Source organism: Herbidospora sp. NBRC 101105, assembly GCF_030269205.1.
In the GTDB taxonomy this organism is placed as follows: domain Bacteria; phylum Actinomycetota; class Actinomycetes; order Streptosporangiales; family Streptosporangiaceae; genus Herbidospora; species Herbidospora solisilvae.
Genome location: NZ_BSSX01000004.1, coordinates 139,573 through 154,053, shown reverse-complemented (window position 1 = coordinate 154,053; position 14,481 = coordinate 139,573). Strand labels below are relative to the sequence as shown.

Sequence of the window (14,481 nt, the reverse complement as noted above, 5' to 3'; positions counted from 1 at the left end):
GGTTCATCTTCAGGGAGTCCTCCTGTGTCAGAGTTCGACACGGTCCTGGTCGTCGACTTCGGGGCGCAATACGCCCAGCTGATCGCCCGCCGGGTACGTGAATGCCAGGTCTACTCCGAGATCGTCCCCTCGACGATGCCGGTGGCCGAAATGCTGGCCAAGAAACCCAAGGCGATCATCCTGTCCGGCGGGCCCTCCTCGGTCTACGCCGAAGGCGCCCCGGCCGCCCCCGAGGGGCTGTTCGAGACCGGGGTGCCGACGTTCGGCATCTGCTACGGCTTCCAGGTCATGGCCCAGGCCCTCGGCGGCACGGTCGCCAAGACCGGGGTCGCCGAGTTCGGCCGCACCGACCTGACCGTCGTCGAGCCGGGCCGCCTGTTCGGCACGCTGCCGGCCGCCCAGCAGGTCTGGATGTCCCACGGCGACTCGGTCAGCCAGGCCCCCGAGGGGTTCACGGTCACCGCGTCGACGAAGGAGACGCCGGTCGCCGGGTTCGAACACCCCGACCGGGGCTTCTACGGCGTGCAGTTCCACCCCGAGGTCATGCACACCGACCACGGCCAGAAGGTGCTGAAGGCGTTCCTCGACGCCGCCGGGTGCCGGCCGAGCTGGACGATGCTGAACATCGTCGAAGACGCCGTCGAGGCGGTCAAGGCGAAGATCGGCGACGGCCGGGCCATCTGCGCCCTGTCGGGCGGAGTCGACTCCGCGGTGGCCGCCGCGATCGTGCAGCGCGCCATCGGCGACCGGCTGACCTGCGTGTTCGTCGACCACGGGCTGCTGCGCAAGGGCGAGGCCGAGCAGGTCGAGCGTGACTTCGTCGAGATCACCGGGGTCAAGCTGCGCGTCGTCGACGCCGCCGAGCGGTTCCTCAAGGCGCTGTCGGGGGTGACCGACCCCGAGGAGAAGCGCAAGATCATCGGCCGGGAGTTCATCCGGGTCTTCGAAGACGAGCAGCGCGCGATCCTGGCCGACGGGCCGGTCGACTTCCTGGTGCAGGGCACGCTCTACCCCGACGTGGTCGAGTCGGGCGGCGGCACCGGCACCGCCAACATCAAGAGCCACCACAACGTCGGCGGCCTGCCCGACGACCTCCAGTTCGACCTGGTCGAGCCGCTGCGCGCCCTGTTCAAGGACGAGGTGCGGCGCGCGGGCGAGCAGCTCGGCCTGCCGGCCGCGATGGTGTGGCGGCAGCCGTTCCCCGGGCCGGGGCTCGGCATCCGGATCATCGGCGAGGTCACCCACGACCGGCTGGAGATCCTGCGCGAGGCCGACGCCATCGCCCGTGAGGAGCTGACCCGCGCCGGGCTCGACCGCGACATCTGGCAGTGCCCGGTGGTGCTGCTGGCCGACGTGCGGTCGGTGGGCGTGCAGGGCGACGGCCGCACCTACGGCCATCCGGTCGTGCTGCGGCCGGTGAGCTCGGAGGACGCCATGACGGCCGACTGGTCGCGGGTGCCCTACGACGTGCTGGCCCGCATCTCGACCCGGATCACCAACGAGGTCCGCGAGATCAACCGGGTCACCCTCGACGTCACGAGCAAGCCGCCGGGCACCATCGAGTGGGAATAGGCGTAGTCGGGGTAGATTGGCCCCGGTGACCACGTCTAACCGCCTGGCCTGGCTTGACGCGTTGCGCGGCATTGGCGCGCTCGCCGTGGTGGCCGAACACCTGCTCCCGTGGGTCTATCCGCCGCTCCGGCCGACGTTCATGAACATCGGCATGTACGGCGTGGTCGTGTTCTTCCTGGTCAGCGGCTACATCATCCCCGCCTCGCTGGAGGGGCGGGGAGACGTGCGGGCCTTCTGGACCAGCCGGTTGTTCCGGCTCTACCCGCTCTACCTGGTGGTGTGCGCGATCGCGCTGCTGGTCGGGCTCTGGGTGCCGATCCGGGAGCAGGTGCCCCGTGACGCCTCCGGGGTGCTCGCGCACGTCTCGATGTTGCTCGACGTGGTCCACGTGGGCGGGCTGGCCGACCCGATGTGGACGTTGTCGTACGAGATGGTGTTCTACCTCGTCGTGACGGCGCTGTTCGTGAAGGGCGTGCACCGGTTCAGCGGGTGGTACGCCGTCGCGTTCGGCGGGCTCGCGGTGGCCGCCGGGATCGTGATCGGGGCGCCGTGGTTGCCGGGGCCGTGGCCCGCCGTCGTGTCGGGGGTCGTGTTCGTCGCCGGCATGGCCGCGTTGTTCAGCGGGCGGTTCCAGACGGCCGCCGCGCTGGTCCTCGGCGTGATGGCGGTGGTGCTGCTGATCGGGTCGTCGTACGTGCCGTGGTTCGGGGCGGCGATCCTCGCGATGATGTTCACCGGGACCGCGATCTACCGCTGGGAGAAGGGCACCGGGCCGCTCTGGCCGGTGCTCGCCGCCGCCGTCCTGGTCGCGGTCAGCCCCGCCTGGGCCATCGCGGCGGGCTGGTGGTGGGTGCAGCCGCCGGTGTGGATCACCACGCTGGTGCTGGCCGGGGCCACCTTCTGGGCCGGGCGGGCGCTGCGCCACCGCACGTGGCCGAGGGTGGTCGTCTGGCTCGGGCTGATCAGCTACTCGGTCTACCTCGTCCACCACCCGATCCTGCGGATGGTGCCGATCCTGTTCGGCCACATGATGTCGAAGCCGGTGTGGGAACGCGTGCTGCTGGCCGCCGGCTACCTTGTGGTGCTGCTGCTGGTCAGCTGGGCGACCTACACATGGGTCGAGGCGCCCGCCCAGCGACTGGGCAGGCGCCTCGTGAAGAAGCGTCAGACCTCGCCGGCGGGCTGGCCGCCGAACGGATCGTCCTCGTCCTCGAGCAACTGGCCGTCGTCGTCGCTGCCCTCGGGCGCGGCCGGCGGCTCGGGGTAGGACTGGCCGGGCGTCAGCTTGACCCCTTCGAGCAGGGTCGAGGCCGTGACGAAGTGGTAGCCCTGCTTCTTCAGCGTGGCCAGCACCTTCGGCATCGAGTCGACCGTCTGCTTGACGGTCTCGTGCATCAGGATGACCTCGCCGCGTCCGGCCACTTCGAGGGCCTTGGAGGTCAGCAGGCCGACCTGGCGGTTCTCCACGACCCAGTCGCCGGTCGAGGTGGTGCCGGGGATCAGGACCATGCCGAACTTGGCGGCGATCTCGCGGACCGTGTCGTCGGTGAGGCCGCCGGGGGCGCGCATCACCGTCGGGGCCTTGCCGGTCACCTTCTTGATCAGCTTGTGGGTCTCGTTGACCTGGTCGTAGACCTCGGTGCGGGTCAGCTCGGTCAGCCACGGGTGCGACCACGTGTGGTTGCCGATCTGGTGACCGGCCTTGGCGATGCTCTTCAGCAGCGCCTGGTGCTTGTTCACCTCACGGCCGATCACGAAGAACGTGGCCTTGGCGTCGTACTTCTTGAGCGTCGCCAGCAACCGGGTCGTATAGGGCCCCGGACCGTCGTCGAAGGTCAGCGCCAGGCACTTGTGGGTGGCGCAGAACGGCTTCTTGGGTGCCTTCTTGGGCGCCGCCGCGGCGGGTGCGGCGGGCAGGGTCACCACCAACGCTAAGGCGGCGAGGGCGGGGATCAGACGGCGCATCACAGACTCCTCGGGAATCACTCAAGCCCGAAGCGTAACGCCTGTTATTGGGAGTTTTCTGAGCCCTGTCATCCCGTGATGCGACGGACGATCGAACCGGGCAGCCGGGTGAGCTGGCCGAGGATCCCCGGCACCCACACGACCTCCGACCTCGCGCGCAGGCCGTCGAGGATCGCCCCGGCCACCGTCTCGGGGCTCGTCGCGATGGCGGGCGGGGTGACGCCCCTGGTCATGCGGGTGCGGACGAAGCCGGGGCGGACCACCATGACGTGCACGCCGGATCCGCGCAGCGCCTCGGTCAGGCCGCGGGCGAAGGCGTCGAGGCCCGACTTGGCGGAGGCGTACAGGAAGTCGGAGGGGGACGGGCGGCCCGCCGAGACCGAGGAGAAGACCACGAGCGCGCCGTGGGTCTGCCGGCGCATCGCGTCGGCGCACACGATCGCGGCGGTCATCGCCCCGACGTAGTTGACCATCGCCACGTCGGCCGCCTTCAGCGGGTCGAGCTCGGCGTCGCCCAGCAGGCCGCAGGCCACCAGCGCCACGTCGATGTCGCCGTCGGCGAACACGTCGCCGATCACCTTGGCGTGCTCCTCGACCCGGAAGGCGTCGAAGTCGGCCGTCTCCACGCTCGCGCCCGCCTCGGCCAGCCGCGCCGCCGCGGCGGCGCGGGCCGGCGAGGGCCGCCCGGCCAGGATCACCCGGCGGACCCGGCGGCGGACCAGCCGCATCGCGGTCGCCATCGCGATCTCGGAGGCCCCGCCGACGAGCAGCAGGCTCTGCGGTTCGCCGAACGCGTTCTTCACAACGACAACCTCCTGGCGAGATCTGACTGGAAGACCAGGCGCGGATCGAGCTCGCGCCGGCGCTCCCGGAAGGCGGCCAGCCCCGGATACATCACCGGCAGCAGCTCGGGCCGCAACCGCGAGTCCTTGGCCAGGTAGACCCGCCCGCCCGCCTCCGCCACCAGCTCGTCGAGCCGGTCGAGCAGCCAGGCCAGCCCCTTGGTGGTGGTCGGGAAGTCCAGCGCCAGCGACCACCCCGGCGTCGGGAACGAGAGCCAGCCGCCGCTGCCCGGCCCGAAGCGCTTGAGGACGGTCTGGAACGACGCGGCGTGGCTGCGCCTGATGCGTTCGACGATCTTCATGAGGGTCTGCTCGGCGCCCATCGGCACCACGAACTGGTACTGCACCAGCCCGCGCGGCCCGTAGAGGCGGTTCCAGTGACCCACCCTGTCGAGCGGGTGGAAGAACGACGCCAGCGGCCTGACCTGCACCGATTCGCGTTTCGTGGTGGCGTAGAGGCCCCGGTTGACCAGGCCCATGGTGTGGCGGTTCAGCAGCCCGACCGGCAGGAAGCCGGGGGAGGCCTCGAAGCCCCGGGCCCGGAACGAGCGGGCCGCGCCCTGGCGCGCGTGGTCGGCGCCCTCGACGACGCCCCGGCCCTGCCGGGACAGGCAGTCGACCCAGGCGGCGGTGTAGCGGTGGGCGAGATCGGCCTGGGTCAGCCGGGTCATCACCGATTCGAGGTCGGCGCACTTCCAGGTGTTCACGATCATGCGGGAGGTCTCGATCGGGGTGAGCCGGATCGTCGCCTTGGTGATCACCCCGGTCAGGCCCATGCCGCCGACGGTCGCCCAGAAGTCGGGGTCGTCGGGGGTGAGCGTGCGGGTCACGCCGTCGGCGCCGAGCAGGTCGAGGGCGGTGACGTGGCTGCCGAAGGAGCCGTCGGCGTGGTGGTTGCGCCCGTGGATGTCGGCCGCGACGGCCCCGCCCACGGTCACCTGCCGGGTCGCCGGGGTGACCGGCGGGAACCAGCCCTCGGGCACCAGCTCGCGCATCAGCCGGTGGAGGCTCACCCCCGCCTCGACCGTGACGTAGCCGTCGCGGACCGGCCCGATCGCGGCGAGGCCGGTCATGTCGAGCACCAGCCCGCCCGCGTTCTGGGCCGGATCGCCGTAGCTGCGGCCGAGACCGCGCGCGATCATCCCGCGCCCGCCCGGCGCCAGCACCAGCGGGGTCAGCTCCTCCTCGGCGCCGGGCCGCAACAACTCGGCGACGCTCGGGGAGGTACGGCCCCAGCCGGTGAGGATCGTCTTGTTCGCCATCGACTCTCTCCGTGATTGACCGATCGCGTCACGTTATCCCGGCATTCGGGGGATCGCGAGCACGCACCCCCCACGGGCGGGTGACCTGCGCCTCAAGGATGGGTCAAGAGATCGGTCGTGACTCACCGTGACCGGCAGGGTTACGGGGTAACCGCACCGTTCCGCCCGTTGGAGTTGCCCCGGATGGCCGCCACCCTTTCGGTGATCGTTCCCGTCAGGGACGGCGAACGCCACATCGCCGACGCCCTGACCTCCCTGCGCGCCAACGCGCGTGCCGACTTCGAGTTCATCGTCGTCGACGACGGCTCGGCCGACGCGACCAGGGAGATAGCCGAGAGCTTCAAGGGTGACCTGCCGGGGCTGACCGTCATCGGCCGGGACGCCTCCTCCGGCGTCTCCGCGGCCCGCAACCTGGGCCTTTCGGCGGCGAGCGGGACGTACGTCACCTATCTCGACGGCGACGACTGGTACGCCCCCGGCTACCTTCCCCAGCTCGTCTCCGCCATCGAACGGCTCGGCTGCGACTTCGTCCGGGTCGACCACGTGCGGGTGACCGGCACCACCCGGGAGGTGCGCCGGGCGCCCGAACAGCGGCGCGGGGTCGTCTTCCCGGGCCGTGCGGGCATCACGGGCATGGGCCGTCTCGGCATGGTCGACTACCCGGTCCCGTGGGCCGGCGTCTACCGGCGTTCCCTCGCCGACCAGGGGCTGCTCACGTTCGACCCCGCGCTGGCCACCGCCGAGGACCGGGCCTGGGTGTGGCGCCTCCACCTCCACGCCGCCACCTACGCCGTCGCCTCGCTGACCGGCGTGTTCTACCGGCGCGGCCTCAAGGCCTCGCTCACCCAGGTCGGCGACGAACGGCAACTGCACTTCCTGGACGCCTACCTCGGCGTCATCCACGACCTCGACGGAGACGACCCGGAGTTCGTCCGCAAGGCGACGCACAACCTGTGCGCGCTGATCGCCTACCACCACAAGCTGCGACGGCGGCTGCGCCCCGACGTCGCGGCCACCTTCGACACCCGGGCCACCGCCGCCCTGCGGGAAGTCCCGCCGGACGCCCTCGCGGTGGTCCTGCCGACGCTGGGCCACGCCCGCGAGAAGCTGCTCAGGAGGTTCCTGCCGTGAAAACCCAGCTTTTCTACTGTTCGACGTTGTTCGGGGCGATGACGCTGGCCGCGGCCATCGACGCCGGTCTGTTCGGCCCGGCCGGGCGGCGCGTGCTGCTCGTGTCGAGCAACGTGGCCGTACCCGAGCTGATCTCCCCCCTGCACCGGACGCCCGCCTTCGAGGCGATCGGCGACCGGTTCGACCACGTGCACTTCTGGAACGAACTGATCGCCCCCTACCACCCCGTCCGCGTCAGGGTCCGGCCCGAGCAGGGGCCGCTGCTGCGGCGGCTGCTCACGCAACGGCTGCTCGACGGGCACGCCCCCGACGAACTGGTCGTCGAGTCGATCGGCGCCTACCCGGCGCGCGGGCTGGTGGAGATCTTCTCCGGCTGCCCGATCACGGTCTACTCCGAGGGCCTGATGAGCTACGGCCCCACCCGCGACGCGATCCCCGGCGACCTGGGGGCGCGGGTGGAGCGGCTGCTCTACCTCGACCTGATCGAGGGCATGCGCCCGCTGATGCTGGCCGAGCACAAGGTCCCCGCGGTCGCGGTGCCCGACGTGGCCTTCCGCGACATCGTCGGCAAGGTCAGCGCGGTCACGCCGGTCGGCGGGCGCGGCGGGGCGCTGCTGCTCAGCCAGTACATGTCCGACGCCGGGCTCATCTCGTGGGAGGAGGAGCAGGCCATCCACGAGGCGATGCTGCACGGCGTCGCCGCCCGCGGCTTCACCACCGTCCGGTTCAAGCCGCACCCGTCGGCCGGCCGCCGCCAGGTGCGCGGCATCCAGGCGCTGGCCGACGAGCTCGGGGTGCAGCTCACCGTGGTGCCCGAGTCGGTGCCGGCCGAGACGTGCTTCGCCGCCTACCGGCCCGACCTGGTCGTCGGCACCTTCTCGACCGGCCTGATCACCGCCCGGCACTACTTCGGCATCCCGGTCGCCACGGTCGGCTGCCCGCGTGTCCTGGAGCGGATGAAGCCCTACGAGAACAGCAACCGGGTCGCGGTGACGATCGTGGACGCGAGCGTGCCCGAGCTGACCCGGACCGGCGCGCTGGTCCCGGCCCCGGTCGAGCCCGACCTGCTGCCCCGGCTCGTCGAGGGGGTCGTCTACTGCGCCCAGCGCAAACGCATGCCCCACCTGCGGGCCAGCGCCGAGGCGGCCGTCCGGGAGCTGCGCAAGGACGTGCGCTGGCGCTACTTCCCGCGCCGCCGCCTGACCCAGTACGGGCTGATCAAGAAGGCCCCCCGCCCGTCGCTCTGGCGGCGGGCGCTGCGCCACGCGCGCCGGCTGGTGACCGGATGACCCGGCCGACGCTCTCGGTCGTGGTGCCCTTCCACGACGTCGCCGAGTTCCTGCCGCGCTGCCTCAACTCGCTGGCCAAGCAGCGGCTCAAGGACATCGAGTACCTGCTCGTCGACGACGGCTCCACCGACGGCAGCGCCGTCATCGCCAAGGAGAAGGTCGCCGCCGATTCCCGGTTCCGGCTGATCGAGCAGGAGAACCGGGGCCTCGGGCCGGCCCGCAACGCGGGGGCGCGGGCGGCCCGGGGCGTCTACCTGGCGTTCGCCGACGGCGACGACACGCTGCCGCGCACCGCCTACGCCTCGCTCGTCGGCAGCCTGGAGGCCACCGGCTCGGACCTGGCCTGCGGGAACGTGAAACGCATCGTCGGCGGCAAGCTGCGGCCCTCGGCCGGGCACGCCGAGGCCTTCGCCGCCACGGTCACCGGCACCCACATCCGCAGGCGGCACGCGCTGCTCGCCGACCGCACCATCTGGAACAAGGTCTTCCGGCGCGAGTTCTGGGACCGGCACGGCTTCGAGTTCCCCGCCCGGCGCTACGAGGACTCGCCGGTCACCATCCCGGCCCACGTGTTGTCGACCTCGACCGACGTGCTCGAAGAGGTCGTCTACCACTGGCGCGTCCGGTCGGGCTCGATCTCGCAGCGGCGGACCGAGCCGGCCAACGTGCTCGACCGGCTGGCCTCGATGCGGCAGGTGTCGGAGTTCCTGAACGAGCACGCGCCCCGCCTCTGGGCCAAGCACGACCTGCTGGTCACCGAGTTCGACCTGTCGTTCCTGCTGGAGTCGCTGGAGACGGCCGAGGGCGCGGAGCAGGAGGCGCTGCTCGACTCGCTGGCCGAGACCCTGGGCGTGCTGCACCCGAAGGCCATCGCCAAGCAGCCGTCGATCCGGCGGCTGGAGCTGCACCTGGCCGCCAACCGGATGGTGCCCGAACTGCGCGAGGTCCGCATGTTCCGCCGCGCGTCGCTGAGCGACGCCGGCGCGGTCCGGCACGGCTGGTTCAAGCGCCGCCGCTGGTTCATGGACTACCCGTACCTGCGCAACCCGGCGAAGGGCATCCCCGACTCGGTGTACGACCCCTCCGTCGACTTCCAGCTCAAGGCGGTCGTCGACGGCGTGGAGATGGACGGGACCCGGATGACCGCCCGCGGCTACGCCTACATCACCCACCTCGACAGCTCGCGCACCACGATCGACGTGTGGTTCCAGCGCGAGGGCGTCCGGCTGCCGCTGGAGGTGCGGCGGGTGACCCGGATGGACGCCACCGCCGACTCGGGCCAGTCGGCCACCTGCCACGACGACGCCGGGTTCGAGGCGTCGATCGACCTGGCCGACGTGCCGCGCGGACGCTGGAACCTGCACTGCTCGGTGCGCGACGGCGAGGTCGTCAGAAAGGGCGTGCCGGAGGCCCATCCCGACACCGGGTACCGGCGCTATCCGCCCGGGGGAGCACACCAGCCGAGCCTGACCGAAGAGGGGCTGGTGCTGCGGCGGCCGGTCAAGGACCGGGGCCACGCCTGGGTGGAGTGGAGCGGCGACCGGATCGCGGTGACCACGCGCAAGAGGCAGCGGCTCGTGTTCCAGAAGACGATCCACCGGCCCGGCGACGACGGCCGGGTCCTCATCACCCCGCCCGCCCGGGTGGGGGTCTGGCGCATCAGGAAGACCGATGGCACACCCCTTCGCCTGCGCGTGGGGGTGTCGCCGTCTCCGCGCCGGATCGGCGTGCACCGGGTGTCGTTCCGCACCGAGCTGGAAGGGGAGGTCCTGGTGGTGGTGCAGCCCGCGCTGGAGGACGACGAACGGGGCCGGTTCGCCGAACGCCGCCTGCGGGGGACCGTGCGGCACTTCAGGAAGAACCCCATCAGGGAGACCGTCGTCTTCGACGCCTACGGCGGCCGGCTGGCCTCGTGCAACCCGCGTGCGATCTTCGAGGAGATGCGGTCGCGGGACCTGCCGCTGGAGTACGTCTGGGTCACCCGCGACGGCTCGTTCGAGACGCCGGAGGACTCCCGGGTCGTCCTGCACGGCTCCAAGGAGCACGAGTACGCGCTGGCGACGGCGCGCTACCTGGTCGGCAACCGCACCCAGCCGAACTGGTACACCAAGCCGCCGGGCCAGACCTACCTGCAGACCTGGCACGGCACGCCGCTCAAGAAGCTCGGCCACGACCTGCGCGACCTGCCGTTCCGGCGCACCGAGTTGCTCGACTGGATGGCCCGCGACGTGCCGCAGTGGGACCTGCTGATCTCCCCGAACCCGTTCTCGACGCCCATCATGCGGCGCGCGTTCGGCTACCGGGGCGTGGTGTTGTCGACCGGCTACCCCCGCAACGACCTGCTCTTCGCCGACCGCTCCATGGCGGTCAGGAGGCGGCTGGGCGTGCCGCCGGGCAAGAAGGTGGTCCTGTACGCCCCCACGTGGCGCGACGACCTCCACCGGGGCAAGAGGCGCCGCCTGTCGATGGAGCTCGACCTGGCCCGCATGCAGTTCGCGCTCAAGGACCACGTCGTGCTGGTCAGGGCGCACCACCTGATCACCGACCGGCCGAAGATCAAGGCCCCGGCGATCGACGTGACCGGCTACCCCGAGATCGCCGACCTCTACCTGGCGGCCGACGTGCTGGTCACCGACTACTCCTCGGCCATGTTCGACTTCGCCTGCACCGGCAAGCCGATGGTGTTCTTCACCTACGACCTGGAGCGCTACCGCGACACGCTGCGCGGCTTCTACTTCGACTTCACCGCCGAGGCTCCGGGGCCGCTGACCAGGACCACCGACGAGACCATCGACGCCATCAGGGAGGCCGCGGTGCCCGCGGCCTACCGGACGTTCCGGCAGAAGTTCTGCCCGTGGGACGACGGGAGGGCGTCGTCCCGGGTGGTCGACATCCTGCTCAGTGGTTCTCGAATGGCGTAGGCGTCGGGTAGTAGGCGTCGAGGAAGCGGGCCAGGGCGGCGTCCTGGTCCGCTGTCGTCGGCGCCGTGTCGTTCAGGCAGAACGCGTCGTGCTCGCGGTTGGCCAGCATGCGGCGCAGCTTGGCCGGGGTCTTCGGCAGCGCCAGGTCGACGTAGGTGTAGTCGATCTGGCCCGGCAGCGCCCGGCCCGTCAGGTAGGCGTAGTAGTGCGCCAGCGACGACGCGGTCGAGATGTCGCTCGCCCGGCGGAACCGGCTGGCCGAGACCGTCTTGAACTCGGCCGGGAACCGTTCCTCCAGCTCGAACAGCAACGACCGGCGCAGCGCGTAGGGCACGTGCTTCATCTTCTGCGTCAGCGTGCGCCCGCACAGCTCCTCCAGCATCCGGCGGTTGTTCATGCCGGCCTGGTGGACGGGGTTGTCCTCGTTCAGCGTGAACGGGACCTGCGCGATCGACGGGAAGAACCGGGTGATGCCGTTGCCCTCGAAGAACGTCTCCGGGTAGAGCACCTTGCCCAGGAAGAAGTCGTCGTTCAGGTAGAGGAAGTGCTCCGACAGGCCCTCGATGTGGTGCAGCCGCGACTCGATCGCGTGGCTGTTGAACACCGGCAGCACCGACTGGTCGGCGAAGATCTCCCGGTGGTCGACGATCCGGATCCGGTCGTCCTCGACCAGCCACGACGGCTTCTGCCGGTCGGTCACGATGAAGACGTTCCGGATCCAGGGCGCGTACGTCAGCAGCGAGCGCAGCGAGTAGCGCAGCTCGTCGCGGCTGACGAAACGGGCCTCGCTCGTGGCCAGGTCGCTCAGGCCGCCGGTCAGCGCCAGCTCCTTGCGGGCCCGCCACTCCGGGTCGTTGCCGTCGACCCAGGTGTAGACCGCGTCGATCGGGAAGTCGACGTCGTCGACCAGCCGGCGGGTGAACTCCGGGCGCGTCGGATAGACCCGCGCCGACTCCGACACCAGCCGGTTGAACAGCGACTCCGGCGCGTCGACGGTCTCCTCGTGGACGGGCACCGCCTCGCACACGCGGTTGGGCCGCGGCGCCACCAGCATCTCGCCCTCACGCTGCCAGAACTCCAGGTCGACGCCCGACTCGGGGCCGAGCGTGAGGGTGCGTGACGGGCTGGCGTAGTAGAGCCACAGGCGGATCGCCTTGGCGTCACCCATGTCGTTGCGGCGCAACTGCCGGATCTTGCCCAGCTCGTTGACCTTGTGCCGGCCTCCCGGCAGCCGCGCGCCGTAGAGCCCGTGCCGGGCCAACGACCTGATGGCCCTCTGCCGGTACGTCGTGCGCACCGCGATGACCGGTGGACGGCCGCGCATGGGCCGTACACAGAAGAACGGAATCGCCGATCCGGACAGTGATCGGCAGATCAGGTCGAACGTCTCCCGCGAAGCCTGCGCGGGACTGGCGTCCTGCCTGATCAGAGCCACCTTGGGCGGCATCGGCTCGCGCGCTGTCAGGCGGCTGTGAAGCTGTCGGTACAACGTAGACACCGGCATGGCTCTCCCCCCGAAGAATGCGGCGACCCTACCGGACGCCTGAGGGCGTTGGCGGGGGCTTTGCCCACGTCAGGGCAATGGTCAAGAAGTGGCAACGAGATGCTCTGGGGAGCCCAGAAGAAGCCGTTGACGACTACCGAACGTAGTCATTCTTACGTTCATGGGGGGCTTCACGCTCGACGACATACTGGCGACGCGCAAGCCACGGGACTCCTGGTGGACCGTCTTCGCGGTCGACCCGGTCGCGTGCCGGCTCGCGCTCCTGACCGCCAACCACACCTCGATCACGCCCAACGGGCTGACCGGCCTGTCGATGCTGCTCGGCGTCGCCTCGGCCGCCTGCTTCGCGGCCGGTGAGCTCGCCGCGGGCGCGGCGCTGTTCTACCTGAGCTTCACCGTCGACTGCATGGACGGCAAGATCGCCCGGCTGAAGGGCAGCGGCACCTCTTTCGGCCTCTGGCTCGACTACGTCGGCGACCGGGTGCGCGTCGCGGGATGCGCGTTCGGCTTCGCCTTCGGCGAGGGCGCCCTGTGGGCGTTGTGGCTGGCCGCCGGGATCGTGGTCCTGGACCTGTTCCGGTATGTCAACGGGCCCCAGCTCCTCAGGGTCAGGGAGGCCTCCCGCGACCGGGTGCGCGCCGCGACCGGCGGCGACCCCGTGTTCGTCGAGGACGTCCTGCTGGCCGACCCGCTGGCCGACGTCCGCGACGGCTCCGTCGTCGATCTCCAGTCGGCCTTCCGCCGCAGATTCCCCTGGTTCGACCGGTTCCGCCTGTTCCTCGCGCGGCACCGCGTCCGGACCCATCTCATGAGCGGCATCGAGTTCCACGCGGCGATCTTCGTCGTCGCGCCCCTGTTCGGGGCGGCCGCGATGCTCTGGTCCGCGCTCGCCACGGGCGCGCTGCTGACCGCGTTCGAGGCCGCTCTCGTCTACCGCACCTGGCTGGCGGCCCGTGAGGCCGACCGGGTCGTACCGGAAAGGGTGAAAGTGCTTGTCTGATCGGCCGATCTTCATCGTGGCGTGCCCCCGCTCGGGAACCACGCTCCTCCAGCTCATGCTGCACGCCCACCCGCGCATCGCGATCCCGCCGGAGACGCGCATCCTCGTGCAGGCCTACCTCAAGCGCCGCCGCTTCGGCGACCTGCGCAACCCCGAGCGCCGCCGTGAGATGGCGCAGTGGGTCACCGGCGGCCACCGCACCCAGTTCGGCGACCTGGGCATCGACAAGCACGAGTTCATCGAGCGCGCCGTGGCCGGGCCCGGCTCGCTGGGCTCGGTCGTCGGCCTGGTCTACAAGATGTACGGCGAGCAGCACGGCAAGCCGCGCTGGGGCGACAAGCGGCCGCCGTACATCAAGCACATGGACGCGCTCATCGCGATGTTCCCGGACTGCCAGATCGTCCACATCGTGCGCGACGGCCGTGACTGCGTCGCCTCGCTGAAGGAGATGCCCTGGTTCAAGGAGGACATCTACCAGGCGGTCAACCGCTGGTGCGAGGCCATCGACTTCGGCCGCAAGGTCGGCCTCGGCCCCGACAGCTACTACGAGCTCCGTTATGAGGACCTGACGGCCGACCCCGAGCTGGAGCTCAAGAAGCTGTGCTCCTTCCTGGGCGAGGAGTACCACCCGGCGATGCGGGAGCCGTCGAAGGTCGCCGACACGATCCCGTCGCACAAGTCGTGGCACGAGAACACCCGCGGCGAGGTCACCACCGCCCGCGCCGGCACGTGGTCGACCCGCCTGGAGCCCTGGGAGATCTCGCTCTGCGAGACCGTCATGGGCGAGCGCCTGACCTCCTACGGCTACCAGCTCACCGGCGCCCCGAAGGCCGAGCGCAAGCACGTCGCGGCGTACGAGAAGACGGCCGCCTACTGGAAGCGGCGGTACCGCAAGCGGGCCGTGACGGAGTGGTTCAACCGCTTCCGTGAGGCCGGCCCGGTCGCCGCGCAGCTCACCGACGGCCAGCGCGAGCTGTCCGGGCTGGGCTCCTGAC

Annotated in this window: 11 protein-coding genes; 7 read left to right on the top strand and 4 right to left on the bottom strand. The window is 70.8% G+C overall.

From position 1 onward, the window contains the following. Positions 1-24 precede the first annotated feature (24 nt). Together guaA and QSK34_RS17920 are read left to right on the top strand one after the other, a co-directional pair. Complete coding sequence (gene guaA / locus QSK34_RS17925) at positions 25-1,572, top strand: glutamine-hydrolyzing GMP synthase (RefSeq protein ID WP_161482597.1); 1,548 nt, start codon at positions 25-27, stop codon at positions 1,570-1,572. A gap of 25 nt (positions 1,573-1,597) precedes the next feature. Next, complete coding sequence (locus QSK34_RS17920) at positions 1,598-2,839, top strand: acyltransferase family protein (RefSeq protein WP_285585418.1); 1,242 nt, start codon at positions 1,598-1,600, stop codon at positions 2,837-2,839. Here QSK34_RS17920 and QSK34_RS17915 read toward each other — a convergent pair. The 3 genes from QSK34_RS17915 to dprE1 all read right to left on the bottom strand — a co-directional run bounded on the left by QSK34_RS17915 (position 2,737) and on the right by dprE1 (position 5,641). Then, a complete protein-coding gene (locus QSK34_RS17915; RefSeq protein WP_285585417.1) occupies positions 2,737-3,537 on the bottom strand; it encodes a polysaccharide deacetylase family protein in 801 nt (266 codons plus the stop codon). The two genes, QSK34_RS17920 and QSK34_RS17915, sit on opposite strands and share 103 nt — an antisense overlap. Before the next feature lie 68 nt (positions 3,538-3,605). After that, positions 3,606-4,340, bottom strand: a complete 735-nt coding sequence (gene dprE2 / locus QSK34_RS17910; protein WP_285585416.1) for a decaprenylphospho-beta-D-erythro-pentofuranosid-2-ulose 2-reductase — start codon at positions 4,338-4,340, stop codon at positions 3,606-3,608. Continuing rightward, positions 4,337-5,641 (bottom strand): FAD-binding protein, encoded by a 1,305-nt coding sequence (gene dprE1 / locus QSK34_RS17905; protein ID WP_285585415.1) that lies wholly within the window; start codon positions 5,639-5,641, stop codon positions 4,337-4,339. The genes dprE2 and dprE1 overlap by 4 nt, the downstream gene beginning before the upstream one ends. A 183-nt stretch (positions 5,642-5,824) precedes the next feature. Here dprE1 and QSK34_RS17900 point away from each other — a divergent pair, with 183 nt between their 5' ends. Genes QSK34_RS17900 through QSK34_RS17890 form a run of 3 tightly spaced genes read left to right on the top strand, consistent with a single transcriptional unit; the run spans position 5,825 to position 10,982 of the window. After that, positions 5,825-6,772 carry a glycosyltransferase family 2 protein gene (locus QSK34_RS17900; RefSeq protein ID WP_161482602.1) on the top strand — a complete coding sequence of 316 codons (948 nt, stop codon included), beginning with the start codon at positions 5,825-5,827 and terminating at the stop codon, positions 6,770-6,772. Continuing rightward, positions 6,769-8,061: a polysialyltransferase family glycosyltransferase gene (locus tag QSK34_RS17895; protein WP_285585414.1), complete on the top strand. Its 1,293-nt coding sequence runs from the start codon at positions 6,769-6,771 to the stop codon at positions 8,059-8,061. The genes QSK34_RS17900 and QSK34_RS17895 overlap by 4 nt, the downstream gene beginning before the upstream one ends. Next, positions 8,058-10,982 (top strand): bifunctional glycosyltransferase/CDP-glycerol:glycerophosphate glycerophosphotransferase, encoded by a 2,925-nt coding sequence (locus QSK34_RS17890; protein WP_285585413.1) that lies wholly within the window; start codon positions 8,058-8,060, stop codon positions 10,980-10,982. Before QSK34_RS17895 ends, QSK34_RS17890 begins: the two co-directional genes overlap by 4 nt. Here QSK34_RS17890 and QSK34_RS17885 read toward each other — a convergent pair. After that, positions 10,960-12,417 carry a stealth family protein gene (locus tag QSK34_RS17885; RefSeq protein ID WP_161482604.1) on the bottom strand — a complete coding sequence of 486 codons (1,458 nt, stop codon included), beginning with the start codon at positions 12,415-12,417 and terminating at the stop codon, positions 10,960-10,962. The genes QSK34_RS17890 and QSK34_RS17885 overlap by 23 nt on opposite strands. A gap of 229 nt (positions 12,418-12,646) precedes the next feature. On the opposite strand from QSK34_RS17885, the gene QSK34_RS17880 reads away from it, so the two are divergent. Then, complete coding sequence (locus QSK34_RS17880) at positions 12,647-13,486, top strand: CDP-alcohol phosphatidyltransferase family protein (RefSeq protein ID WP_161482605.1); 840 nt, start codon at positions 12,647-12,649, stop codon at positions 13,484-13,486. Then, positions 13,479-14,480 carry a sulfotransferase family protein gene (locus QSK34_RS17875; RefSeq protein ID WP_161482606.1) on the top strand — a complete coding sequence of 334 codons (1,002 nt, stop codon included), beginning with the start codon at positions 13,479-13,481 and terminating at the stop codon, positions 14,478-14,480. The genes QSK34_RS17880 and QSK34_RS17875 overlap by 8 nt, the downstream gene beginning before the upstream one ends. Position 14,481 lies beyond the last annotated feature (1 nt).

Bases quoted from the DNA above. Each gene is read 5' to 3' on its own strand.
- QSK34_RS17915 (WP_285585417.1), bottom strand. From the start codon at position 3,537: ATGCGCCGTCTGATCCCCGCCCTCGCCGCCTTAGCGTTGGTGGTGACC.
- dprE1 (WP_285585415.1), bottom strand. From the start codon at position 5,641: ATGGCGAACAAGACGATCCTCACCGGCTGGGGCCGTACCTCCCCGAGC.
- QSK34_RS17900 (WP_161482602.1), top strand. From the start codon at position 5,825: ATGGCCGCCACCCTTTCGGTGATCGTTCCCGTCAGGGACGGCGAACGC.
- QSK34_RS17890 (WP_285585413.1), top strand. From the start codon at position 8,058: ATGACCCGGCCGACGCTCTCGGTCGTGGTGCCCTTCCACGACGTCGCC.
- QSK34_RS17880 (WP_161482605.1), top strand. From the start codon at position 12,647: ATGGGGGGCTTCACGCTCGACGACATACTGGCGACGCGCAAGCCACGG.